Below are 23,951 nucleotides of genomic sequence, written 5' to 3' on the forward strand. Positions count from 1 at the left end.
CATCCCCCATGTCCCCTCATCATGCCCGCGTTGATACGCCTTCAGCGGCCGTTAACCCTGCGCCGGGCTGGCGCCGCCTCGCCGGCGCCGCATTGTCATCGCCGTTGCGCCGCGATCGCTCCGCTCAACTGCGTAAAATGTTGCAACGACGCATCACTACAGCTCCGAATGAAAAGCCGACCGCGAATCTCTTTGACTGTGCGGCCCCCCGTGCCCTCTGTAGTTCGCGGGGGAAAAGGACCACCATGATGATTGAGACCGTCACTGCACTCTTCGGATTTCTCAGCGCCGGCATTCTGGCCGCTCACGCCTATGACGGTTACCGCGCCCGCTTCTAAGCGCGCGACGATTTCGCGACACCGCCGCTCAGCCATCTCGCAACTCAGCGAGTTGGTGCGCCTGCAGCCACTGCTCTGATCGAGAGACCCGGCTTCGATGAAAGCTGTCTCCGACGAAACAAGACTGAAACACGATTCTCCAGAACCGCTTTGAACGCGTCCCGGCAGGGCAGCGACTGATGGGCAGGGACACAGCAAAGCGCTCGCGCGCCCACCCAATGGAGAAGATCTATGTTTCGCAAAGTAACCCTCGGACTGATCGCTGCAGCCTCGCTCGGTGCGGCCGCCCTCGCCCCCAGCGCTGCGTCGGCCCACGGCTGGCATGTCGGTGGCTGGCACGGTGGATGGGGTGGCTACGGTCACCACGCCTTCTATGGCGGGCCCACCTTCTATGTTGGCGGCCTGACCGATGGCTGCCTGCAGCGTCGCGTCGTGGAAACCCGCCGTGGGCCGCGCGTCAGGACGGTCAACGTCTGCGCCTTCTAATCGCACCAAATCACGGAATGCCCGGCCGCCCAACGGCCGGGCTTTTTGCTACCTTACTCAGGTATTGTTCTGCTTCTGTTGCCCCCCGGTGACAGCCAAGGTCAGCGTTTCCAGCTAAAGCTTGTGACGAATTCGCTCAATATCTTCAGAGCGATGGAAGGTCCTGGATGCGAACCCTTTGGCTGGCCGCGATCATCGCAGCGTCGGGCGCGGTGAATGCCGCTGCTGCCGATCTGCAGTCGCGCGTGTGGACCAAGACGCCCGCGACGACCGAAGCAGGCTATAGCTGGGGCGGCTGGTATGTCGGTGGGAACGCCGGCGGTTCCTGGGGCCAGAGCAACGTCTCCAACGCTTTCGTCAATGGCACCGCGCCGATCGCAAACCAGCAGGCGATTGCGGCTGCCTCACCGCGGCTCAATCCCGATGGCTTCACCGGCGGCGGTCAGATCGGCTACAATCATCAGGTGGACCGCTGGTTGTTTGGCGTCGAGGCCGACGCGAACTATTTCGGTCTGAAGCAGTCGCGCGGTTTCACCGCGCCGTTCCCGACCGGCGGTTCGTTCACCACCACAAATTCCGTCACGAGTGATTGGCTAGTCACGCTGCGCCCGCGCGTTGGCTACACCGTCGATCGTACGCTTTTCTACGCGACCGGCGGCCTCGCGCTCACCGAGTTGAATTTCGCCTCCTCGCTAACCGACACGACTGGCCAGAACGAAACCGCGTCACTGTCAAAGACCGTGGCAGGCTGGACCATCGGCGCCGGTATCGAACACGCGTTCACCAAAAACTGGTCGGCGAAGGTCGAATATCTCCATACCGATTTCGGCAAGCAATCGGTCTCGGCTCCGACCTTCACGGGACCAGGCGCTGCAACCGGTATCATTGCCCACGATATCGACCTGAAGACCAACACGGTACGCGGCGGGCTTAACTATCATTTCGGCGGCCCGTCGGTCGCGCGCTACTGATCGCTGTAGAACACATCCAAACAAAAAGCCCTCGCTAGCGAGGGCTTTTTGTTTGGAGGTGCGTGCGCCGATCAGCCGGTCATCGCCAAAACGCGGCTTTCGACTGGATACGGCTCCACGGTGATCGTCCAGCGCAGTGGCCAGCAGGTCAGATCCGGACGAACGGCGTGAACATAGCCGTTGACGAAAACGCTGTCGGCATCGTCGCTGAATCGCTCGTCGATCAACTCGCCATGAAGATGCGCCATCCGGCAGCGGCGCATCTGCGCGTATTTCGTCGTTTCGTATTTGGCCAAATCGGGCCTCCCCAACGTCGCAATGTCCCCATCGGGAACTCTCGGCGACTCGCGGTTAACAAAGCCTCAAACGAATCCGCGACGGTATTGGGCTGGCGCTCTCTGCATCTAATGCGAGAAAGACCCCGACTTTCGTCGATCGGATTCACGGCTGCTTCAAGAATGCAGAACAGTGTGGCGCCAATATTATTGGAGCGTCCCATGTTCATGATCGCGAGCATTCTGACGGTCGCTGCCGGTGTGTTTTACGCAGCGAGTATCAACAACAGCGGATGGGCGATGCAGGTGTGCCGCTACGGCGACATATTCTGCATGAACCCGTCATGGCTTGTCATCGCCGCCGTCCTGTCCATCATCTGGGCGTTCTTTTTGCGCGTCGACCGACTCTAGTCGTTCGATCAGCAGACGACCTGGTCCGCAACGAGTTCAGCGGGCTTGAGGTGTTGCCGGCGCGGCGCCAGGCGCAGCGATTTCGACATGGCACAATGTGGACAGCCAAAGGTGCGAATTTCACCGCCCTCGTCGTCCGACTCGATCTTGATCAAATAGACTTGGGTCCTGCAGCACGAACATTTCAGATGTTCGGTGCGAATGTTATCGTTCAAATGAACTCTGCGGGTGCCGGGCATCTGCAGTCTCCGAAAACTGATGACAGCTTGCCCGGAATGCCGCGTTTTCACGCGCACCGAGCGCCGAAACAGACAACCTTTAATTGCTTGAAAGACGCTCTACGCCCCTAAGGAATCGCCGCCGTAACGGGCTACCTTGTTCCAACTGTATTATCCAGATTTTCCCAAGCCCATATACGTCTTTTCGCGCAATTTGGAACTAATCCAAGTCTTTGATTGCAGTCCGCCGGTATACAACTGTAAATTTCGATGACTCGCCCCTTCTACGACTCGGACGTGTCGCGATGCACAAGCGATATCAGCCATTAAATATTCCTATCGAGATCGTCCGGACCGTGGTGGCAATCTCGGAGACCGGTAGCCTGACCAAGGCAGCCGAACGCCTGGGCCTGAGCCAGCCTGCCGTCAGCTCCCAAATCAAGCGCATTCAGGCCATGGTGGGAGGCATCCTTTTCACCAGATCAGTGAATGGGACGACGGCTACCCAGCTTGGCAAGCTGGTGTTGCATCAGGCGAGACGAATTCTGGAAGCCAACGACCAGATGCTGCGGATTGGCGGCGTGGCGCATCTTCCGCAGCCGATCCGGTTTGGATTGAGCACCCTGTTCGTGCAGGATTTCTTCAGTCGTCAGACCGCCCAAAGCCTAACCGACCTGGTCATTCACACTGACAACTCGGTGGGCATCACCAAAGGCCTGATCGACGGCTATATCGATATCGCCTACATTCTCGAAAATCCGGAAATGAGCAGCGAGATATCGCACCTGATCGTCAACGAGGCCGATGAGGAGTTCGTGTGGGTGCGCGCAAAGGACTTCGTCCTCAGTTCGGGCGCGCCCATCCCGATTCTGACCTGGCCAGGCGACAATCTGATGATCCGGACCCTGACGCGCCACGGCCTGTCCTACAAGATCGTATTCAACAGCCCCGACTATCACGCCAAGTTGGCGGCTGTGGAAAGCGGCATCGGCATCACCGCTATCCCGAAGCGAATGATTCCGCCTACACTTGTCTGGGCGCAGGAATATTACCTGCCACACCTGCCGCCCGTCAAAGCGTTGCTGTGCGCGCGCTCGAACTTGGAAACAATGCAGAGCACGGAATTGCTCAACGAAATCTCGTCACACTTTTTCAAATCGCCGGCCATGGTGAACCTGTAGTTCAGCCATGATCGTGAGCCCGGCCACAGTCCCGATCGGCAGTCAGCGTGGCACGAGATAGTGTTCGTCCCATTCGCTACGCGGCACCTCAGTGCCGAGCTGATAGGCAAAGGATTTGACGTCGAGCCCGTCAGGAGTGGTCTCGCAGACATAGGACAGTCTGTACCATTTGCCCCCACTGCGGACGGCACCGCCCGGCGCTTTGATCTCGTTGCCTCGAATGACCGGATCGGCAAACGCGTAGGCAACGAACTCGTCCGGCTTGTATCCCTTATGCTCGCGGCCCACGGAGCCCATCGCACGCGCATCGCAACGCTGCTCCAGACGGGTTTCCGGCGACAGTTTGAGCATCTGATCGGTCCGGGACGACGCTGCATGTACGGAAGATTGGGCAGCGATGCCGATAAGGGCAGCAACTGCGAACACTAGTTTTCTCATTGCCTTAGGCCAATTACCTTATTTGACTTGCGAGGATTTTGTGGCGCGAACCTACCATGTTCGCACGTGCAAAAAACCCCGCTCGTGTTACCGGCGGGGTTCCAAATTCGGGATCGTCAGCCGATCCGTTTGAATGTCAGCAGTTGATGAAATTCCGAGGGCGAGAACCGGCGGCCGCCAAGACCTGAGATACTCACCCGCCAACCCGCATCATTCAGCGTCCGGGCTTGCGCAACGGCCACGTCCGGAATGATCCGATGCGTCACCATGCTCTGGTCATTGCGCGTCGCGTGGATGGTGAAGATATCGCCCCGCCGCGAAGCGGCAGGGATATCGGTTGCTTCAAGATCATTGTCAGAGAACACGGTTGCCAACGCCAGTCTCCATCATCGCCTATCAAAGCCTGAAGCGATTGTGCAGCGCACGTAGTTAACCGAAGGTTACCTGCTGCGACACCATCATGATCTGAAAACCCCCGTGATCTTGTTCCACAGCGATGACCTGCCATCGTCGCTGTCGTGTTTCGATCGGTCAGGCTGGGTCGCGCTGACGGGATCTGAAGCCGGAAAAGTATCTTTCAGGCCGGTCTTGAGTTCTTCAGACGTCGTGCGATCGGCGCGTGCTGCTTCCTTCACGCCAACGGCATATTTGTCGTGGGGCGCGGGATCGAATTTCTCAGCCATGATCGTCTCCTTCATCTGGTGAAGGAAAAACGTCCCTGTGGCCAAGAGGTTCCTCTCTGCGACACTTAGTCGAGACCGCGCTCGCGGCTGAGGCCGACCATCTCCTGAATGAACAGTGCCTTCTGCTTGTCATCCAGCGTGGCGAACAGCGGCTCCGCGGCATCGGCAACGGCGCGCTGATCGACGGCCCGGTCGTTGAGGAACTGAGCCTCGTTGCGCATCTGCTCGATGATGTCATCCGGCGGATCGCGCTGGGCGCGGGCGATACGCAGCTTCAGACGCTCCGCGCCGTTATTGCCGAGCGTATGCATGGCATTGCTGAAACCGGCCCAGTTCTTTTCCTGCTCCGGCGTCAGATTGAGCGACGTCTTGATACGGCTAGTGTTGGCGTCGCTACTCGCGACGATCTGCTCGGCGGTCAGTTCCGGCTCCGCCGCGGGTTGAGCGCCCTTCTTGCCCTTCTTGGCCGCCTTGGTTTGTTTGGCACTCGACTGCCCGCCCACGGGACCGCGAACATTGCTGTTCGAAGGCACACCCAGGACACCGCCGACAACGCCCACGACTCCGCCGATCGCCCCGCCGAGAACGCCACCGATCGGCCCAGCCGCACGATTGCCGCTTCTTGCACCCTGCTGCACGCCCTGCACCAGCCCCTGCGCGTGGACCGCTGCCGAATTTCCGAGCAGCAGAACGGCGGCAACGCACAGCGCACGGCGCAGCGGTTGATGCGTGCGCTTGCGCAAATTCATTCTGGTCATCACCGTCTCCCTCAGCGCAATTTCGCGGCGCAGCAAATCACTTGCGATCATCAGCAACCATAGTGGCTTCAACACGGCCAAGTCCACACGCCGCGTCTCCGCCAATGGTAGACCTCATCGAGCCAAGCCTGTTAGATAACGCCCGCGTGGCCACTGGCGGGTGCGCAACAACATAGAATGCTTCAAGGGGTGGAAATGGCGACCAACAAGAAGAAACTTCTGATCACCGAGTCGATGTCGACCCAGGGAATGGACCTGTTCAATGCACGCGATGACATCGAAGTGGTCAAGTTCAGCAATCTGATTTCCGCTGCCGACTACATCAAGCTGATCGAGCAACACGCGCCGGTGCATGGCACCGCCCTCGGCGCCACGCGGTTCGGCGAACCCGAACTCGAGGCCTGCAAGGACATGAAAGTCGTGGCGCGTATCGGCGTCGGCTACGACGCGGTCGATGTACCGGCGCTGTCCAAGCGCAGGGTGCCGCTGATGATCGCCGGCACTGCCAACTCGCCCTCTGTCGCCGAACAGGCGCTGTTCATGATGCTGACGCTTGCCAAGCGCGCGGTCGAACTGCATGCCATGGTCAAGGAAGGAAAATGGGCGTCGCGCTTTGGAGCGCTGCCATTCGACCTGTTCGGCAAGACCGTGCTGGTGGTCGGCTTCGGCCGTATCGGCACCCGCACGGCCAAGCGCTGCCAGGCGATGGAAATGAACGTGCTGGTCTATGACCCCTATGTCTCAGCCGATACAATCAAGGCTGCCGGCTGCGAGCCTGTCAGCGATCTCGACGCCGCCTTGCCCCGTGCCGACTTTGTCAGCCTCCATTGCCCAAAGACTCCGGAGACGACCGGCCTGTTCAACGCCGCGCGCATCGCGCGCATGAAGCCGTCGGCCTATCTCATCAACACCGCGCGTGGCGGCATCATCGTCGAGACCGCGCTGCATGATGCGCTGGTCTCGGGCAAGCTCGCTGGCGCCGGCCTCGACGTGTTCGAAGCCGAACCGCCGCCGCTCGGTCACGCGCTGTTCGAACTGCCGAACGTGATCATCGCGCCGCATGTCGCCGGCGTGACTCGCGAAGCACTCGATCGCATGGGCGCGCAGACCGCGCGCAACATGCTGAGTGTGCTCGACGGCGAGCCGATCAAGCAGAATGCCGTCAACGCGGACGTATTTGGCTGAACCGGCAATTGCTGGCGCGGATGATTGATCCGCGCTAGCACTGCCGCAGTCCTCACCAGAGTACCCCGCGATGGCATTCAAGGAATACGGCGATCACGACGCGCTCGACCTTGCTGGTCTGGTACGCAGCAAACAGATCAGCCCGCGCGAATTGCTCGATGAGGCCGTGGCGCGCACCGAGCGCGTCAATCCCCGGATCAACGCTGTCGTGGTGCGCCATGAGGACTATGCGCAGCGGCAGATCAACGAGGGGTTGCCCGACGGGCCGTTCACCGGCGTGCCATTCCTGCTGAAGGATCTCGAACTCCTCGGGGGCACGCGCACGACCTTCGGGGCCAGTCTCTACAAGGACTTCGTCGCCGATCACACCGGCACCCTCGCCCAGCGCTTCCTCAAGGCCGGCCTGACGATGTTCGGCAAGAGCGCGAGCCCCGAATTCGGGCTGATGCCGACGACCGAATGCCGGCTGCACGGACCGACGCGCAATCCGTGGAATACCGATCATGCATCGGGCGGCTCGTCCGGGGGCGCGGCCGCTGCCGTGGCTGCGCGCATCCTGCCGGTCGCCCATGCCAGCGATGGCGGCGGTTCGATCCGTATTCCAGCCTCGGCCTGCGGCGTGTTCGGTCTGAAGCCGACCCGCGCTCGCAATCCGACGGGTCCTGACAAGGCCGAAGGCTGGGGCGGCTTTTCCTGCGGCCATGTCGTGAGCATCAGCGTGCGCGACAGCGCCGCGATGCTCGATGCCGTTCACGGACCCGAATTGACCAGTCCCTATATGGCGCCGGCGCCGGAACGTCCCTTCCTCGATGAAGTCAGCCGCGATCCCGGCAGGCTGCGCATCTTCTTCACCGACAAGTCGCCTTACGGCGATGCGATCGATCCCGAAATCGCCGCAGCCGTCCGCGATGTCGCCAGGTTGCTCGAAGCACAAGGTCATCATGTCGAAGAATGCGCGCCGGTTTTGCCGCTCGACCCTGCGCAAGTGATTGCAGCGATCGTGTCGGCCAATACGGCGGCTACCGTGCAGCTCGCGGAGAAGAAGTTCGGCCGCCCGATGACCTCGGATGATTTCGAAAAACTCACACTCGGCAGCGCGCACAATGCCCGCAAGGCAAGCGCAGTCGACTACGTGACAGCACTGCAGAGCGCATTTCAGATCTCCCGCAGCGTCACCGAATTCTTTACCGGCTGCGATATCTTCCTGTCGCCGACGTTGTGCACACCGCCGATCAGGATCGGCGAGATCGATACGATGTCGGACGATCTCGGCCATGTCGCGCCTTTGCTGCGCCGCTACATGCCAGGCACCAGCATGGCCAACATGACCGGTCAGCCGTCCATGTCGGTGCCCCTGGCCTGGAGCAGCAAAGGCCTGCCCATCGGTATTATGTTCACGGCGCATTTCGGCGACGAGGCCATGCTGTTCCGTCTGGCCGGGCAACTCGAGCAGATCCGGCCCTGGAAAGACAGGCATCCGCCGATCTCTGCCTAAAAACAGCCACAGCGATTACCAAAATGAAACCACAGCCGATTAGATATCGGTCCTATGTGGACGTTGCGTAATTGCGGGGAGGCGCATTTTTATGACCCAGAACGATCCGACCGATCACGCCCTCGCGGCCATTGCGAGCATTCTCGACCGCAAGGAAGCGGAATCGCAAGTGGCCGAACACGGCGACACCGAGCCCGCTTCGATCACCGTCGTCACTGAAACCGTGGTCACCGAGACTGTATCTGTCATGGTCGCCGCCGAGCCCGAAGCGCCGCTCGTCGAACACGAGTCGCCCTCCACGGTTCCAGAGGCCCTCGAGGTCGATGGCTACTCTCGTCTCGGTCCGGGTCCGCTCGATGCCATCCGCTTTCGCTGGACCGCACGCCGCGACGACGACGGCCAGTATTTCGTCGATGAAACCATCGGCAGTTCGCGGCCGATTTCATCAGGCCCGATGCCGCGTGACGAAATCATCGATTTCATTGATGGGCGCGAGCGCGCCGCTCGCGATCGTTTCGAGACGCTGAAGAGCCAGATGACCGTGGGCAGCAGCGCCTCGCGTTACAGCGACTACTGAGGAAAGCCATGTTTCAGGCGACGCCGCCATCCAACGGCGGCGTTGGGGCCTGTCAGGCTGCCTGAAACGGCACATATCCGGCGCATGATTGAACCACTTCTTCAGTCGGCGCCACACACCAAAGCAATTGCAATTCCCCCTGAGTGACGCGGATCACAGTGTTCGGTCGCATCCGCGGCTCGGTTCAGGGTCAGGATTTGAACCGCTTTGGAGGACACATGAAGCCGCTCTTCGCCCTCACCGCCATCCTGCTGACCAGCACCGCCGCTCAGGCCGGCGACAGCTATTCCTTCGACATCGGTGGCCGTACCATTACCATCGAAGCGCCAAGCGACTGCAACTCGACGGACTGCATCTCGGTTTCCATTCCCGGCGTCTACGAATATGGCACGAAGCGCAGCAAGCGCGAGCGTGACCGCGAGACGCGCGAGCAGGCCCCTAACACTCCGCGATCCGAACAAACGGCCAAGCCTGTGGAGACACAGAAGCCTGTAGAAACGCAGAAGCCCGCTGTCGCCCCAAAGGAGGCAGCAGCTCCGGCGACACCTGTCACGCCATCCGTCGCGGTTGCCCCGCAGCCTGCCCCGGCTCCGGCGCCTGCCGAGAAATCTGCGCCCTCTACGGTCATCGCCAACGCACCGCCCACAGATCCCGTCAACAAGCAGGATGCGCCCGCACCGGCGACGCCTGCCGCCGCGGCAACGCCGCTCGGCATCTGGATGACCGAGAAGAAGGAAGGCAAGGTTCGCATCGAACAATGCGGCGCCAATCTGTGCGGCTATTCGATGAATGCCAAGACCGACGCCAATGGGGAGAAGGTGCTGATCAACATGAAGCCCGGCAACAACAAATGGGCGGGAAAGATCTTCGATCCGAACAGCGGCAGCACCTACGAATCGACCATCGCTCTGAAGGGCAGCGACACGCTGCGTGTTCAGGGCTGTGCCTTCGGCGGCATGTTCTGCGGCGGCCAGACCTGGACGCGGGTGAACTGATCCCAGCAGACGCTGCTCATCGATTGAAAGGCCCAACATCCCCTGTAAGCTGATCGTAATGCGGCGCGCTTCGGAACGGTGCGCTCCACGATACAAACGGGGGAAACGTCATGATCCGGATCACCGCCGCCTGGCTGGCAGCCTGTCTGCTGCTTGCGGCGCCGTTGCAGGCACAGACGCCGGCCCCTGCGTCCTCACCCTCCCGCCTCGACGATATTATTGCCCGCGGGACGCTGCGTGTCGGATTGACCGGCGACTACATGCCGTTCAGCGCCTTCGATCCTGTCACGACATCGTTCAAGGGCTTCGACGTCGAGATGGCGGAAGCGCTCGGAAAAGCACTCGGCGTCAAGGTCGACTATGTGAAGACAAGCTGGCCAAAACTGTCAGCGGACTTTGCGGCAGACCAGTTCGACATGGTGATGGGCGGCGTGTCGATCACCCTCGACCGGCAGAAGAAGGGTGTGTTTTCGATACCCATCATGCGCGAGGGCAAGACGCCCATCGCGCGCTGCACCGATACCGGGAAATTTGGGACACTCGCCGAGATCGATCGTCCCGGCGTCAAGGTGATCGTGAATCCGGGCGGCACCAACGAGCGCTTTGCGCGGGCGCATATCAAGTCGGCCGAGATCACCGTGTTCAATGACAACACCCGCATCTTCGACGAGATCGCACAGGGCCGTGCTGATCTGATGATGACCGATGCGTCTGAGACCCGCTATCAACAGAAGCTCCATCACGGCGTGCTCTGCGCGGTGCATCCCGACACGCCGTTCGACTTCGCCGAGAAGGCTTATTGGCTCCAGCGCGATGTGGCGCTGAAGGCCTTCGTCGATCAGTGGCTGCACATCATGCAGGAAGACGGCAGTTTCCGCGCGACCGTCAACCGCTGGTTCGAGTGACCGGAGACAATCGGCGCGCCGGACAACCAAGCCGGCGCACGCGATGTAACGGCACTATCCATTACGGAACGCGTAGCCATATCCATTCAGAGCCGGCGCGCCGCCGAGATGCGCATAGAGCACCTTGGATCCTTCAGGGAAGTAACCCTTCTGCACGAGGTCGATCATCCCCTGCATCGATTTCCCTTCATAGACGGGGTCGGTGATCATCCCCTCGAGGCGCGCGCAGAGACGGATGGCGTCCTTGGTCTCTTCCGATGGCACGCCATAGACGGGATAGGCGTAGTCCTCGATCAGCACCACATCATCCTCGACGAGGTCTTTGCCGAGTTTGACGAGCTTGGCCGTGTCCTGCGCGATCTGCAGAACTTGCGCCTTAGTCTGGACCGGCGTGAAAGATGCATCGATGCCGATCACCCTGCGCTGGCGGTCGTCCTTGGCGAAGCCTACCAGCATGCCGGCATGGGTCGAACCGGTCACGGTGCAGACGACAATGTAGTCGAATGCAAAGCCGAGTTCCTTCTCCTGCGCGCGGACTTCCTCGGCGAATCCGACATAGCCGAGACCGCCGAATTTGTGCACGGAGGCACCAGCCGGAATAGCGTAGGGTTTGCCGCCCTTGGCCTTCACATCCTCGATCGCTTCTTCCCAGCTATGGCGGATGCCGATGTCAAAGCCTTCGTCGACGAGCTGCACATCCGCGCCCATGATCCGGCTGAGCATGATATTGCCGACACGGTCGTAGACGGCGTCCTCATGCGGCACCCAGCTCTCCTGCACGAGACGGCACTTCATACCGATCTTGGCCGCAACGGCCGCGACCATGCGTGTATGATTGGACTGTACGCCGCCGATCGATACCAGCGTATCGGCGTTCGACGCGATGGCATCGGGGATGATGTATTCGAGCTTGCGCAGCTTGTTGCCGCCATAGGCTAGCCCGGAATTGCAGTCCTCGCGCTTGGCGTAGAGTTCGACCTTACCGCCGAGATGGGCCGAGAGCTTCTCCAGCTTCTCGATATAGGTGGGTCCAAAGGTGAGCGGATAGCGTTCGAAGCCTTCGAGCATGTGACACCTGTTGTCGTGAAAACTGGTGGTACATCTAGCATTTTCGGTGCGGAAGGTGCTTTCAAAGATATGGCCGTTCGATACTATATATCGTACCATATCCATCTAAACTGGAAGTAAGACGCACTAGATTCCAAAAATTCGGAAGATTCTTTCATGGCAGAAACTCTTGATAAAATCGGACTTCGCATGCTGCATTTGCTGCAGAAAGACGGGCGTCTGAGCAATGCCGATCTGGCCGCGAAGGTAAATGTCAGTCCCGCCACCTGTCATCGCCGCACGCAGCAGCTGTTTGACGAAGGCTATATCAGGAACACACGTGCCATCATTGCGCCCGAGAAGGTCAACCGCGGCGCGCTGGTCATGGTCGGTGTCGTGCTCGATCGCTCGACGCCGGAAAGCTTTGCAGTGTTTGAAAAGGCGGTGGCCAAACTGAAATTCGTTCTCGATTGTCACCTGGTCGCCGGCGACTTCGACTATTTCCTAAAAATCCGCGTCGGCGACATGGCCGACTTCAATCGCATTCACGGCACGCAACTCATCGCGCTGCCCGGCGTCCGTCAGACCCGCACCTTCTTCGTCATGAAAGAGGTCGTGGACAATGCGCCGCTAGACTTTTGAACCCAGCGTTCGTCCCCGTACCCGGCGATGCCTAGCCGTCCTAGCCGACCGGCTTCGCATATTGTTCGTCGCTGACCTTTTCCATCCAGTCTGCGGTCTTGCCGTCGAGCGCTTCCTGCATGGCGATATGGGTCATGCCGGTGGTCGGTGCCGCGCCGTGCCAGTGCTTCTCGCCCGGTGGAATCCAGACGGTGTCGCCCGGTTTGATCTCGACGACCGGCTGGCCTTCGGTCTGAAAGCGCCCGGCGCCTGCTATGACGTAAAGTGTCTGCCCGAACGGATGGGTGTGCCAGGCGGTGCGTGCGCCCGGCTCGAAACTGACGCGGAAGGTCACCAGCCGCGCCGGCGCTTCGGCGACAATCACCGGGTCCTGCCAGACCGTGCCCGTGAAGTATTCCTCTGGCGCCCTTTTGGTCGGGCGCGAACCTGCTGGAAAAAGCTTCATGGCACGGTCTCGCTGTTGCTGTCTTCGTTACTTCTTCGACGCGGCGTAGCGCGCCTTGGTCTCGGCATTCATCGGATACAGGCCGGGCAGCGTCGCGCCGTTATTCACCTCGTTGACGATCCAGGCTTCCATGCGCTCCTGCTCGGCGCCTTCGGCGAGGATCAGATCGAGGAAGGCCTTGGGGATCACAACAGCACCGTCCTGGTCGGCGACGATGACGTCGTCCGGGAAGATGGCAACGCCGCCGCAGCCGATCGGTTCACCCCAGCCGACGAAAGTCAGGCCGGCGACCGACGGCGGAGCGGCATAACCGTCACACCAGACCGGCAGATTGGTGCCGAGCACGCCTTCGATGTCACGCACCACACCGTCGGTGATCAGCGCAGCCACGCCGCGCTTCTGCATGCGGGCGCAGAGGATGTCGCCGAAGATGCCGGCATCGGTGATGCCCATGGCATCGACCACGGCGATGCAGCCTTCCGGCATGGCTTCGATGGCGGTGCGGGTCGAGATCGGCGACGACCACGATTCCGGGGTGGCGAGATCCTCGCGCGCCGGCACAAAACGCAGGGTGAAGGCCGGACCGACGAGACGGGGCTGACCCGGGCGCAGCGGCTTGGCGCCGCGCAGCCAGACATTGCGCAGGCCCTTCTTCAGGAGAACGGTGGTGATGGTCGCGGTGGTGACCTTCGACAGGGTGGCAATGGCTTCGGGTGTCAGGGACATACGCAGGGCTCTTCAGGTCAGAGGATGCAGGAGATTGGACTTACGGCGGCGCATCTTGCGGTGGAATGCCAGCGCGTCAAGGGCTGCTGCTTCAAAGCGCCATGCAATGTGATGAAACCTCTGCGATCAGTACGGCTTATCGCCAACATGCGTATTAATTTATTGAAGATGCACGGCTATTTTCAGATTGCGAATTCCACTCGCTGGTAAAACGCGCTATGCATGGTCGTCCAATACTGACGTTGTGAGGCCATGGTCGCAGCTCTCTCCCCGCCCCGCATCCTCCCCAGTGGCGATGCTGCCATCACGGTCGAATTCAGCCGCACCATCGACGAGGAAGCCAACCGCCGGGTGCTGGCGCTCGACAAACTCGTCGCGTCAGCCGGCCTTGCTGCCGTCACCGAAACCGTGCCGACCTATCGCTCCCTGCTGGTGCATTACGATCCACTGCAGATCGGCTTCGATGCTTTGGGTGACAAGCTGACCGAACTGGCACTACAGCCGCTGCCTGAGGCCAAGGCGGCACGACGCTGGCGCATCCCGGTCGCCTATGGCGGCGAGAATGGCATCGATCTCGAAGACGTCGCCAAGGCGCTGAACATCACGCAAGACGAAGTCGTCGCGCGCCATGTGGGCGGAGACTACAAGGTGGCGATGATCGGTTTCACACCGGGCTGGTCCTATTTGAGCGGGCTGCCGAGTTCGATGCAGATGTCACGCCGGCAGAATCCGCGGCTGCTGACGCCGCCCGGCACGATCTCCATCGGCGGCATCCAGACCGGCGTGCAATGTCTCGCCGGCCCCAGCGGCTGGCATCTGCTCGGACGGACCGCCGTGCGCACCTATCAGCTCGGCCGCGATCCGACATTTCTTCTGGAGCCCGGCGACGCCATCACTTTCGCCGCCGTCGACGAGAAGACATTTGCCGAGCAGGACCGCGCGGCCGAAGCCGGTGCATTCGTCGCGGAGCTGATCGCGTCATGAGCAAGCTCATCGTCACTTCCGTGAGCCCCGGTACGTCAGTGCAGGATGTCGGCCGGTTCGGCGCACAGCGCTATGGCCTGGTGCCATCGGGTGCCGTCGATCGACTGGCGATGGCCGCCGCCAATGCGCTGCTCGGCAACACACTGTTCGCAGCGACCATCGAACTCGGCCCGTTGAACTCAGTCTTCACTGCCAAAGGCGGCGCTGTTCGGATTTCGCTCACCGGTGCAACACGGCCAGCCGATATTGCCGGCACACCTGTCGCGGTCAACACGTCGGTAACATTGGCCGATGGCGAGAGCCTCAATCTCGGCGTCGCCCGCGCCGGCACCTTCGGCTATCTCGCCATCGAGGGCGGGATCCGCGGCGAGCCGATGTTTGGCAGCCTGGCCGTGAATGCCCGCGCCGGTCTCGGCAGTCCCTATCCGCGCCCGCTGCAGGCTGGTGACGAATTGCCGGTGGCGACGGCCAGCAGCGCCAACGAGAAGCGCATCGACCTGCCCGCGCCGGTCGAGGGTCCAATCCGCGTGGTGCTTGGGCCGCAAGATGACGAATTTGGTGACGCCAAGGATCTGTTCCTGAATAGCGACTGGAAGATTTCGGCGACCAGCGATCGCATGGGCTATCGCCTCGAAGGCCCCGTGATCAAACATCTGCACGGCCACAACATCGTCTCCGACGGCACCGTGAACGGCTCGATCCAGGTACCCGGCAACGGCCAGCCCATCGTGCTGATGCCCGACCGTGGCACATCAGGCGGCTATCCGAAAATCGCGACCGTGATCTCGACCGATCTCGGCCGCTTCGGCCAGACCCAGCCGGGCCGTGCTTTCCGCTTCAAGGCCATCTCCATGGCCGAAGCGCAGGCTGAATACCGCGCCTTCGCCGAACTGCTGCAGAGCCTGCCCGGCCGTGTCCATGATTCCAACATCCTGATGCTGGACATCAAGGCGCTGCTGTCGGCCAATGTCGCTGGCACCGCAGTCAGCGCGATCGACGTCGAGACGTGGCAGGCGCCGCAGCCGGCAGACGCGCAAGACTGATTTCGAACCCTATTTACGAAAGAGCACGACCATGGCGACCATCGATCTGAACTGCGACCTCGGCGAAAGCTTCGGCATGTGGGAGATGGGCAATGACGCCGCGATGATCGACCTCGCATCCTCGGTTAACATTGCCTGCGGTTATCATGCCGGCGACGCCGACGTGATGCGCAAGACCGTGCAGCTTGCGAAAGCGCGCAACGTCAAGATCGGCGCCCATCCCGGCTATCGCGATCTGCACGGCTTCGGCCGCCGCCCCATCGTCGGTCTCACGTCACTGGAGATCGAGAACCTGATCGCCTATCAGATCGGCGCCTTGCAGGCGATCGCCGCCATGGAAGGCTACAAGGTCACCCATGTGAAGGCCCATGGCGCGATCTCCAACGTTGCCTGCGAGGACGACATGACCGCCCGCGCCATCGCCGCCGGCATCAAGGCGGTCGATCGCAATCTCACTTTTGTGGTACTGGCGAATTCCAAGCTCGTCACCGCAGGTGAAGCCGCCGGATTGCCGCTGGCGCATGAAGTCTTCGCCGACCGCGCCTATGAGGACAACGGCAATCTCGTCTCTCGCAAGAAGCCCGGTGCGGTGCTGCATGATCCCGTCATGGTCGCCGATCGCGTGGTAAAGATGGCGCAGACCGGCGAAGTCATCTCGATCACTGGTAAGGTGATCAAGATGAAGATGGACACAGTGTGCATTCACGGCGACACGCCGGGAGCTGTGGAGCTCGGCCGCCATGTGCGCGATGGATTGAAAAAGGCGGGAATCGATGTGGCGCCGTTCAAGACGGCACTCTAAGCCCAATCGTCATTGCGGTTCGCCCGCGCAAGGTGCGCGGCCGCCCCGGAATGACGAGGTTGGACTACCTGTCGTTCAGCATCCCCTCATGCGGCAGCCCCTCGATCGGGCATTCCTCGACGCCCACCGTCGTGCGCGTGATCGCTTCGACATTCTCCCGCGCCTTGTCAGGATTGTTCACCCACGTCGAATAGAAATCAAACGGACACGCCGCGACGCCCTTGTTGCTCTCGCCGGAATTGATCGTGCCGGTATAGCCGCGATGCAGCAGCTTGAAGAGATGGTTCTCCGACTGCCCGGTCTTCCGTGCATCGCGGATCAGCGACTTCGACAGCGCCGCATATTGAATGCCGTAATCTTCCTCGCCGCATTCGCCGAGCGTGCGGCCATCGAAACCAATGATCGCCGAATGGCCGAAATACGAATAGACGCCGTCGAAGCCTGACGCGTTGGCAACGGCCACATAGGTGTTGTTGGCCCAGGCCATTGCCTTGGCCATCAGCACCTGCTGGTCCTTGGCGGGATACATGTAGCCCTGGCAGCGCACGATCAGTTCGGCGCCCTTCATGGCGCAGTCGCGCCAGATCTCAGGATAGTTGCCGTCATCGCAGATGATCAGCGAGACCTTCAGCCCTTTGGGTCCTTCGGAGACATAAGTGCAGTTGCCGGGATACCAGCCCTCGATCGGCACCCATGGCATGATCTTGCGATATTTCTGAACGATTTCGCCCTTGTCGTTCATCAGGATCAGCGTGTTGTAAGGTGCCTTGTGCGGATGCTGCTCGTGCCGCTCGCCGGTCAGCGAGAACACGCCCCAGACTTTGGCCTTGCGGCAGGCCTCCGCGAAAATTTCGGTTTCCTCGCCTGGTACGATCGAGGCGGTCTCGTACATTTCCTTGGAGTCGTACATGATGCCCTGGGTGGAATATTCAGGGAAGATCACCAGATCCATGCCGGGCAGACCGATCTTCATGCCGACGATCATGTCGGCGATCTTCTGCGCATTGGCCAGCACCTCGGCTTTCGTGTGAAGCCGCGGCATCTTGTAATTCACGACCGCGACGCCGACCGCGTCCTTGCTGGATGAAATATCACCGTGATGCATGATGCAGGACCTCCGTTTGGCGGTGATCCTGTGCTGTGTGCCGGAGACCGGCCATACGTGGATTTACGGATAGCCACATATGAAAACGCAAATGCCCGGCACATCTAGCGAAGCTCGCTTCGCGCTGGCCGGGCATCACACAACTTACAGAGCAGTGATCGGAAAGGTCTACAATCCCGCGCCCTTCCCGATCGCATCGTTGAACGACCGGTCCACCAGCACATTGGCGTCGAGCTTCTGCTTGATCAGACCGCTGCGCAGATAGAGATCGATGGTCTTCTGCTCGTCGGCGACGACGCCGTCATCGACCGGCGCGATCCTGACCTTGGCCCGGTTTAGCCAGTTCAGCGGCACCGACGGGGCCACGTTCATCAGCTTACCCCAGGTCTGCGCGTAGGCGTCCGCGTTCTTCAGCGCCCAGGCGCGGGCTGCGGCGAGGCGGCGGAGATAGTCCTCGAGTTCGGCATGCTTGTCGCGGATCGCATTCGGCGTCGCCACCACAAAGCTCAGCCCCGATGTCAGGCCCTCGGCATTCAGCAGGACGCGCGACTGGAACAGCACCTCTTCCTGGCTCACATAAGGCTCCCAAGTCGACCACGCGTCGACTGAGCCGCGGGTATAAGCGACCTTGGCGTCCGACGGAGCGAGGAACACGATCTGCACATCGTTCGCCGTCCAGCCCTTCTGCTCCAGCGCGGCGAGAATGAGCTGATGCCCGATCGAGCCGCGGCCGGTGGCGATTTTCTTGCCTTTGAGATCGTCGAAGCTCTTGATCGTCGAGTCCTTCGGCACCAGCACGGCGAGGCCGTCGCCGGTCTGCCGGATCGCGCCGATTGCCTTGACCGGCACATTGGCCGCCGCGGCAAAGGTGAAGGGCGCATCGCCGACCAACCCGCTATCGAGCGCGCCGGCGCCGAGCGCCTCCAGCAGCGGTGCTGCCGCGGCAAATTCCTTCCACTCGATCTTGTAGGGCACATCCTTGAGCACGCCGGATGCTTCCATCACGGCGCGCGCATTGCCCTTCTGGTCGCCGACGATCAGTGTCGTCTCGGCATGCGCCGAAGATGCGAAGGCTGCGAGGATCAGGCCGGCGGCGAGGACAAGCCGTTTCATGCTGCGACAACTCCTTTGGCGGCGTCACGCGCCGCAATCAGTTCGCGGGTGCGCGGGATCAGTTCGCGGCCGTAATCGATAGCATTGATCAGCGGATCGAAGCCGCGGATCAGGAAGTGACTGACACCAAGATCGTAGTAATCGGCGAACACCTCGGCGACCTGCTCGGGCGTGCCGACCAGCGCCGTCGTGTTGCTGTTGGCGCCAGTGAGCGCTGCCATCTCGGTCCACAGCCGCTTGTCGATGCGGGTGCCCTGCTCGGCCAGCGCCAGCAGACGCTTTGCGCCGGCGGTGGCATGGCCATCGGCCGGCTTGCGATAGCCGGTCTTGTCCTGCAGCGCGGTGGCGCGGGCGAGAATGTCGTCGGCCTTGGCCCAGGCTTTCTCCTCGGTGTCGGCGATGATCGGGCGCACCGACAGGCTGAAACGCGGTGCCGGCCGCCCATGCTTGGCGGCGGCAGCGCGCACACGGCCGGTGACGTCACGCACCTGCGCGTAGGATTCACCCCACAGCGCGAAAGTATCGGCATGCTTGCCCGATACTTCGATGGCCGCGTCCGACGCGCCGCCGACAAAGACGTGGATCGGTGCCGTGGGCTTCACCTGCGAGAAGCCACCTTCGACCTGATAATACTTGCCGGCATAGTCGAATGGTTTCTCGCTCGTCCATTCCTGCTTGATGATATCGAGCCATTCGCTGGTGCGCGCGTAACGCTCGTCTTTGTCGTCGAGCGTATTGCCATCCTGCCGCAGCTCCTTGGCATTGCCGCCGGTGATGACATGCAGCGAGACGCGGCCATGGTGGAAATTCTCGATAGTGGCAAGCTGGCGCGCGATCACCGTCGGTGCGGTGAAGCCCGGACGCTGGGCGATCATCACTTTCAGCTTTTCAGTGACGCCGAGCGCATGCTGGGCGACCTGGAGGCCGTCCGGCGAGGTCGAATGGAAGGCGAGCAGCGCGCGGTCGAAGCCGGCGAGCTCGTGCGCCTTCGCGACGGTTTCGATATAGCTGGGGTCAAGCACCGGGCCGGAGCGCACGCGGGTCTCGGATGCGTCGTTGTTGGTGATGAAGCCGATGAATTCGACGGACATGGTTGTCTCCACTTCCTGCTGCTGTTCAGATGCCGAACGCGATACGGCCGGCGGAAATCCTGGTGCTGTCGTCCTGCGGCGTATGCACGCGGCCACACAGCACGTCGCGGTAATGCCGCTCCAGCGGATTGGCGCGGGTGAGACCATGATTGCTGGTGAGCGACAGCGCGTCCTCGACAGCGGCCACGGCGTTGTTGGTAACCGTGAGTTTGAGGATGTTCGCCTCGACCGGCGTCAGTGCGGCTCCGTCATCGATGTCCCGTGCGAAAGTGTCGAGCAGGCGCGCATTGACCGCGAGCTTCGCCTCGATGCCGCCAACGATCTCCTGCGCCCGCGGCAGTGTCGCCAGCGGCGCGCCGAGGCTCGACGGCGTGCGGGTCTTCAGAAAGTCGATCAGCCAGTCGCGCGCAGCCCGCGCAACGCCATCATAGACGGCACCGACGAGCACCGCCTGGATGGTCGCCTGCGACACATCCGGCGCGCCCCATTCGGCGGGACGACGCACATCCACTTCGTTTTCGAGTGGGATGAGCACGTCCTCGAACACGACGTCATGGCTGCCGCTAGCGCGCAGGCCGAGGTGATCCCAGGTCTCGATAATTGTCGTGCCCGGCAGACCCGACGGCACCAGGAACACACCGACGCGCACGTCCGGCTCGTCGGTCTTTGCCCACACGGTATACCATTTGAGGAGTGGCGCGCCCGTCGAATAGATCTTTCGGCCGGTCATACGCCAGCCTTCCGCGGTGCGTGTCGCTGTCGTCGCCGGCAGACCGCCCCGGGATGGCGATCCCTGATCTGTCTCGACGCGCAACGCGTTGATCAGCGCGAGGCCCTTCACCGCATCGGTCGACACCCGATGCGCCAGATGCTCTGGCCAACGGCCGTTCTTCGCGATCACCAGATGATGGATGTAATGCATGGCCAGCACGAGGCCCGTGGCCGCATCGGCCTTGCCGACGATTCCCACCACGCGCGCGGCCTCACTGACGCCGGCGCCCGCTCCACCCAGCGCCTTCGGCACCGGCAATGCCAGCAGACCCGCGTCAGACAATTCCTGAAAATTTTCTACCGGGAAGCTGGCCGCACGATCGTGCAGCTGTGCGCGCTCGGCAAAGCCCGGTGCAAGCAAATTGACCCGATCGATAATGCTGGGAACCGCGTCCATATTGTACTGCTTTCGGCTTCTCTGACCCTAGAGAATGCCGTTCGGCAGGCGTTACAAGCGGTACCCGGAAATAACGACAGCGGGCCTGATGGCTGTCAGGCCCGCAGGCGAAAATTCTCTCCGGCGAGCACAGGCGAGAATTTTATTCGCGCACTTTTGAAGCCCGATTCAGGAATCTGCCGCAACGCCGCGGCTGCCGGCGATATGGCTCGTGAGCTTCTGTGTGACCTCGCGTCGCAACGCGTTGAATTCAGGCGATGCCACGTCACGCGGACGCGGCAGATCAACCTCGATCTCGCAATCGATCCGGCCCGGTCCCGCCGACATCACGACGACGCGATCCGCCAGCATCACGGCTTCCTCGACCGAATGCGTCACGAAGATCACCGTAAGGCCGGTGGTGCGCCAGATCTCGACGAGTTCCTCCTGCAGCTTGCTGCGCGTCAGCGCATCGAGCGCGCCGAACGGCTCATCCATCAGCAGCACGTCGGTGTCATTGCTCAGCACCCGCGCAATGGCGACGCGCTGCTTCATGCCGCCGGAAAGCTGGTGCGGATAGCGATCGGCAAAGGCCGTCAGCCCGACCATGGCCATGAACTTGTCGGTGAGTTCGTTCACGACTTTGGTCGCGAGACGACGATGCTTCGGCCCGAAGCCGATATTGTCGCGCACCGTCAGCCATGGAAACAACGCGTAATCCTGAAACACCATGCCGCGATCCGGGCCCGGCTTGTCGACCGGAAAGCCGTACATGGTGACCGAGCCCTCAGTCGCTTTCTCGAAACCGGCAACGATGCGCAGCAAGGTGGACTTGCCGCAGCCCGACGCTCCGAGCAGACATACGAACTCGCCCTTGCGGATGGTGAGGTTGACGCCGCGCAATGCTTCGACCGGGCCGTTGGAAGCCTGGTAGAATTTCTGCACGCCGCTCACTTCGAGGATGTCAGGCGCAATTGTGGGCGGTCGATCAAGCATGATGCTGCGGGCTCCAGCGAAGGAAGTAGTTGCTGAGCATCAGCAGGATACGATCCGACACGAAGCCGGTGATGCCGATGATGATCATGCCGGTGATCACGAGATCGGTGCGCGACAGTGTGCGGCCATCCATGATGACGGCGCCGAGGCCTTCGGGCACGCCGGTCATCTCGCCGACCACGATCAGGATCCAAGCGAAGCCAGCGCCGAGACGAAGCCCGTTGAAGATGCTTGGCAGTGCCGCGGGCAGCACGACCGAGCGGAACTGCTGCGCGCCGCTGCAGCCAAGCATCTCGGCAGCCTCGAACAGCCTGATATCGACCGATCGTACTCCGAACACCGTATTGAGCAGGATCGGGAAGAACGCGCCGAGGAACACCAGGAAGATCGCCGCGCGCGGGCCAAGGCCGAAGAAGATCATCGATAGCGGCAGCCATGCCGTCACCGGGATCGGTCGCAGCAGCGACAACGTCGGATCGAGCAGCTTGCGTAGCAACGGCATACGCCCGATCATCAGCCCGAGCGGAATGCCGATCGCCGCCGCACAGAGAAAGCCGCCATAGACACGCTGCACGCTCTTCCAGAAATGGATCGGCAGGCTGGCGCTGTAGGCGTCGTCATAGATGCCGCCGAAAGCGAAATCCCACATCATCACGGCGACGCCATAGGGCGACGGCACCAGTCGCGTGCCGGTCCAGCGCACCATCACGTGCCAAACCACCATCAGGCAGACCGGCACAATCAGCGCGAGCGCGACCGTGCGCGCCCGCTGCACGCCCTGCCCGCGCTTCCCGGCCGCAGGCACCGGTGGAGTCTCCGCTGTCGGCGCAAGCTGCACCCTGTTGGACGTATCATCCATCGTGCTTTGCAGGCTCACGACGCGCTCACGTGGCCGCCAGCGCCTTCACGAAGCTGGCGTCGATGAAGGTCTTGTAGTCCGGCAACTGCCGGATCTGCTTCTTGGACAGCATCTGGCCGCCGTAATATTCCGCCTGCTTCATGAACTGGTCGTCGATGTTCCAGGTCAGCTCCACATTGGGCGCGGCCTTCTCGATCGACGGCTTCTGCTGGCCGAGCTTCTGCATGGCGATGGCGATGAAGGCTTCGCGGTCCTTCATAGCGTATTCGCTGGCCAGGCGGTGGGTCTTGAGCAGTGCCTTGATCAGTTCTGGATCTTTCTCGATCAGTTCGCGGCGCGTGGCCAGCACCATGTTCAGCGAACCGGTTGGGGTCGTATAGGGATATTCGACGATCTGACCTACGCCATTGGCGAGGCTGATGCCCGGGCCGGGCTCGGCGCCCACATAGGCGTCGATGTCGCCGCGGGCGAGCGCCGGCGCCATGTCGCTGAACGACAACCTGACAGCCTCGACATCCTTCACCGTCATGCCTTCGGCCGCGAGGCGATCGAGGATCACGACTTCCTGCGTCGAGCCCGGCAGGATCGCAACCTTCTTGCCCTTCAGGTCCTTGATGGTGTTGATCCCTGAATCCTTCTTGGCGACGACGGCCATGCCGCGATTGCAGGCAGATGCGATGACCACGATCGGCTCGCCATTGGCGCCGCCAAGCGTCGCCGCAGCAAAACCGAAGATGCCGAAATCGACCGTACCCGTCACGACGGCATTCTTGCCATCCGTCGGGGTCTCGAACGGGATCACCTCGAACTTGACGCCATCCGGCGCGAATTTCTCGTAGAAATACGGAGTAACGCCGTGAATGAGCTTCAGCGTTCCGATCTTGACCACCCGGTCAGCGGCGAACGCCTTGATGCTGGTCGTGGACAGCGCCGCGGCAATGGCCGTCAGGCGGATGAAATCGCGTCGGTTGGTGCTGTACATGTCATTACCCTTGGGCTGAACCGTGTGTCAGCCCAAAAGGTATGCAATATCCG

Annotated in this window: 29 protein-coding genes; 13 read left to right on the forward strand and 16 right to left on the reverse strand. The window is 61.5% G+C overall.

From position 1 onward, the window contains the following. The first annotated feature begins 569 nt into the window (after positions 1 to 569). Both AB8A33_RS13165 and AB8A33_RS13170 read left to right on the forward strand, forming a co-directional pair. Positions 570 to 824 carry a hypothetical protein gene (locus tag AB8A33_RS13165; RefSeq protein WP_439093185.1) on the forward strand — a complete coding sequence of 85 codons (255 nt, stop codon included), beginning with the start codon at positions 570 to 572 and terminating at the stop codon, positions 822 to 824. Positions 825 to 991: 167 nt separating this feature from the next. After that, entirely contained in the window at positions 992 to 1,795 is an 804-nt protein-coding gene (locus tag AB8A33_RS13170) for an outer membrane protein (RefSeq protein ID WP_439093186.1), read from the forward strand. Between the two features lie 71 nt (positions 1,796 to 1,866). On the opposite strand, the gene AB8A33_RS13175 is transcribed toward AB8A33_RS13170, so the two are convergent. Beyond that, entirely contained in the window at positions 1,867 to 2,091 is a 225-nt protein-coding gene (locus AB8A33_RS13175; protein WP_068731744.1) for a hypothetical protein, read from the reverse strand. Positions 2,092 to 2,292: 201 nt separating this feature from the next. Between AB8A33_RS13175 and AB8A33_RS13180 the strand changes: the two genes are divergently transcribed. Beyond that, entirely contained in the window at positions 2,293 to 2,481 is a 189-nt protein-coding gene (locus tag AB8A33_RS13180) for a hypothetical protein (RefSeq protein WP_089264349.1), read from the forward strand. Positions 2,482 to 2,489: 8 nt separating this feature from the next. Here the strand turns inward: AB8A33_RS13180 and AB8A33_RS13185 are convergent, their stop codons facing one another. Beyond that, complete coding sequence (locus AB8A33_RS13185) at positions 2,490 to 2,720, reverse strand: hypothetical protein (RefSeq protein ID WP_439093187.1); 231 nt, start codon at positions 2,718 to 2,720, stop codon at positions 2,490 to 2,492. A gap of 284 nt (positions 2,721 to 3,004) precedes the next feature. On the opposite strand from AB8A33_RS13185, the gene AB8A33_RS13190 reads away from it, so the two are divergent. After that, complete coding sequence (locus tag AB8A33_RS13190) at positions 3,005 to 3,880, forward strand: LysR family transcriptional regulator (RefSeq protein ID WP_439093188.1); 876 nt, start codon at positions 3,005 to 3,007, stop codon at positions 3,878 to 3,880. Between the two features lie 42 nt (positions 3,881 to 3,922). Here the strand turns inward: AB8A33_RS13190 and AB8A33_RS13195 are convergent, their stop codons facing one another. The 4 genes from AB8A33_RS13195 to AB8A33_RS13210 all read right to left on the reverse strand — a co-directional run bounded on the left by AB8A33_RS13195 (position 3,923) and on the right by AB8A33_RS13210 (position 5,759). Beyond that, entirely contained in the window at positions 3,923 to 4,231 is a 309-nt protein-coding gene (locus AB8A33_RS13195; protein WP_439093189.1) for a DUF930 domain-containing protein, read from the reverse strand. Between the two features lie 203 nt (positions 4,232 to 4,434). After that, entirely contained in the window at positions 4,435 to 4,692 is a 258-nt protein-coding gene (locus AB8A33_RS13200; protein ID WP_092142860.1) for a hypothetical protein, read from the reverse strand. Between the two features lie 84 nt (positions 4,693 to 4,776). Next, positions 4,777 to 5,001 (reverse strand): hypothetical protein, encoded by a 225-nt coding sequence (locus AB8A33_RS13205; protein ID WP_439093190.1) that lies wholly within the window; start codon positions 4,999 to 5,001, stop codon positions 4,777 to 4,779. Positions 5,002 to 5,066: 65 nt separating this feature from the next. After that, positions 5,067 to 5,759 carry a Spy/CpxP family protein refolding chaperone gene (locus tag AB8A33_RS13210; protein WP_439093191.1) on the reverse strand — a complete coding sequence of 231 codons (693 nt, stop codon included), beginning with the start codon at positions 5,757 to 5,759 and terminating at the stop codon, positions 5,067 to 5,069. A 195-nt stretch (positions 5,760 to 5,954) separates the two neighbouring features. On the opposite strand from AB8A33_RS13210, the gene AB8A33_RS13215 reads away from it, so the two are divergent. The 5 genes from AB8A33_RS13215 to AB8A33_RS13235 all read left to right on the forward strand — a co-directional run bounded on the left by AB8A33_RS13215 (position 5,955) and on the right by AB8A33_RS13235 (position 10,916). After that, entirely contained in the window at positions 5,955 to 6,944 is a 990-nt protein-coding gene (locus tag AB8A33_RS13215; protein WP_439093192.1) for a hydroxyacid dehydrogenase, read from the forward strand. 70 nt (positions 6,945 to 7,014) lie between these two features. After that, entirely contained in the window at positions 7,015 to 8,439 is a 1,425-nt protein-coding gene (locus AB8A33_RS13220) for an amidase (protein WP_439093193.1), read from the forward strand. Between the two features lie 91 nt (positions 8,440 to 8,530). Next, positions 8,531 to 9,016 carry a hypothetical protein gene (locus tag AB8A33_RS13225; protein ID WP_093758593.1) on the forward strand — a complete coding sequence of 162 codons (486 nt, stop codon included), beginning with the start codon at positions 8,531 to 8,533 and terminating at the stop codon, positions 9,014 to 9,016. 218 nt (positions 9,017 to 9,234) lie between these two features. Next, positions 9,235 to 10,011 carry a DUF2147 domain-containing protein gene (locus AB8A33_RS13230; protein WP_439093194.1) on the forward strand — a complete coding sequence of 259 codons (777 nt, stop codon included), beginning with the start codon at positions 9,235 to 9,237 and terminating at the stop codon, positions 10,009 to 10,011. A 110-nt stretch (positions 10,012 to 10,121) separates the two neighbouring features. After that, complete coding sequence (locus AB8A33_RS13235; RefSeq protein ID WP_439093195.1) at positions 10,122 to 10,916, forward strand: transporter substrate-binding domain-containing protein; 795 nt, start codon at positions 10,122 to 10,124, stop codon at positions 10,914 to 10,916. Between the two features lie 54 nt (positions 10,917 to 10,970). Here the strand turns inward: AB8A33_RS13235 and AB8A33_RS13240 are convergent, their stop codons facing one another. Continuing rightward, positions 10,971 to 11,984: a 1-aminocyclopropane-1-carboxylate deaminase gene (locus AB8A33_RS13240; protein WP_439093196.1), complete on the reverse strand. Its 1,014-nt coding sequence runs from the start codon at positions 11,982 to 11,984 to the stop codon at positions 10,971 to 10,973. A gap of 156 nt (positions 11,985 to 12,140) precedes the next feature. On the opposite strand from AB8A33_RS13240, the gene AB8A33_RS13245 reads away from it, so the two are divergent. Beyond that, a complete protein-coding gene (locus tag AB8A33_RS13245; RefSeq protein WP_439093197.1) occupies positions 12,141 to 12,605 on the forward strand; it encodes an Lrp/AsnC family transcriptional regulator in 465 nt (154 codons plus the stop codon). Between the two features lie 40 nt (positions 12,606 to 12,645). Here AB8A33_RS13245 and AB8A33_RS13250 read toward each other — a convergent pair whose 3' ends face one another. Together AB8A33_RS13250 and AB8A33_RS13255 are read right to left on the reverse strand one after the other, a co-directional pair. Continuing rightward, positions 12,646 to 13,050, reverse strand: a complete 405-nt coding sequence (locus AB8A33_RS13250; RefSeq protein WP_439093198.1) for a (R)-mandelonitrile lyase — start codon at positions 13,048 to 13,050, stop codon at positions 12,646 to 12,648. 27 nt (positions 13,051 to 13,077) lie between these two features. Next, complete coding sequence (locus tag AB8A33_RS13255) at positions 13,078 to 13,776, reverse strand: ribonuclease activity regulator RraA (protein ID WP_089264363.1); 699 nt, start codon at positions 13,774 to 13,776, stop codon at positions 13,078 to 13,080. A 252-nt stretch (positions 13,777 to 14,028) separates the two neighbouring features. On the opposite strand from AB8A33_RS13255, the gene pxpB reads away from it, so the two are divergent. From pxpB to AB8A33_RS13270, 3 genes are read left to right on the forward strand one after another with little or no spacing between them, the layout of a single operon-like run. Continuing rightward, positions 14,029 to 14,760, forward strand: coding sequence for a 5-oxoprolinase subunit PxpB (gene pxpB, locus AB8A33_RS13260; protein WP_439093199.1), 732 nt, complete (start codon positions 14,029 to 14,031; stop codon positions 14,758 to 14,760). Then, a complete protein-coding gene (locus AB8A33_RS13265; RefSeq protein ID WP_439093200.1) occupies positions 14,757 to 15,803 on the forward strand; it encodes a biotin-dependent carboxyltransferase family protein in 1,047 nt (348 codons plus the stop codon). The genes pxpB and AB8A33_RS13265 overlap by 4 nt, the downstream gene beginning before the upstream one ends. A gap of 31 nt (positions 15,804 to 15,834) precedes the next feature. After that, entirely contained in the window at positions 15,835 to 16,605 is a 771-nt protein-coding gene (locus AB8A33_RS13270; protein ID WP_439093201.1) for a LamB/YcsF family protein, read from the forward strand. A 64-nt stretch (positions 16,606 to 16,669) separates the two neighbouring features. On the opposite strand, the gene AB8A33_RS13275 is transcribed toward AB8A33_RS13270, so the two are convergent. The 7 genes from AB8A33_RS13275 to AB8A33_RS13305 all read right to left on the reverse strand — a co-directional run bounded on the left by AB8A33_RS13275 (position 16,670) and on the right by AB8A33_RS13305 (position 23,898). Further along, on the reverse strand, positions 16,670 to 17,710 hold the full coding sequence (locus AB8A33_RS13275) for an aliphatic amidase (RefSeq protein WP_439093202.1): 1,041 nt from the start codon (positions 17,708 to 17,710) through the stop codon (positions 16,670 to 16,672). Between the two features lie 168 nt (positions 17,711 to 17,878). Then, positions 17,879 to 18,823: an ABC transporter substrate-binding protein gene (locus AB8A33_RS13280; RefSeq protein WP_439093203.1), complete on the reverse strand. Its 945-nt coding sequence runs from the start codon at positions 18,821 to 18,823 to the stop codon at positions 17,879 to 17,881. Further along, positions 18,820 to 19,914 (reverse strand): LLM class flavin-dependent oxidoreductase, encoded by a 1,095-nt coding sequence (locus AB8A33_RS13285; RefSeq protein ID WP_439093204.1) that lies wholly within the window; start codon positions 19,912 to 19,914, stop codon positions 18,820 to 18,822. The genes AB8A33_RS13280 and AB8A33_RS13285 overlap by 4 nt, the downstream gene beginning before the upstream one ends. A 25-nt stretch (positions 19,915 to 19,939) precedes the next feature. After that, entirely contained in the window at positions 19,940 to 21,082 is a 1,143-nt protein-coding gene (locus AB8A33_RS13290; RefSeq protein ID WP_439093205.1) for an acyl-CoA dehydrogenase family protein, read from the reverse strand. A gap of 168 nt (positions 21,083 to 21,250) precedes the next feature. Further along, the gene (locus tag AB8A33_RS13295) at positions 21,251 to 22,057 is read right to left on the reverse strand and encodes an ABC transporter ATP-binding protein (RefSeq protein WP_439093206.1); all 807 of its coding nucleotides are present in this window, start codon (positions 22,055 to 22,057) and stop codon (positions 21,251 to 21,253) included. Then, complete coding sequence (locus AB8A33_RS13300; protein WP_439093207.1) at positions 22,050 to 22,916, reverse strand: ABC transporter permease; 867 nt, start codon at positions 22,914 to 22,916, stop codon at positions 22,050 to 22,052. The genes AB8A33_RS13295 and AB8A33_RS13300 overlap by 8 nt, the downstream gene beginning before the upstream one ends. A 25-nt stretch (positions 22,917 to 22,941) precedes the next feature. Further along, positions 22,942 to 23,898 (reverse strand): ABC transporter substrate-binding protein, encoded by a 957-nt coding sequence (locus AB8A33_RS13305; protein ID WP_439093208.1) that lies wholly within the window; start codon positions 23,896 to 23,898, stop codon positions 22,942 to 22,944. Positions 23,899 to 23,951: the final 53 nt, after the last annotated feature.

Origin of the sequence: Tardiphaga sp. 813_E8_N1_3 (assembly GCF_051811025.1) — a bacterium.
GTDB lineage: Bacteria > Pseudomonadota > Alphaproteobacteria > Rhizobiales > Xanthobacteraceae > Tardiphaga.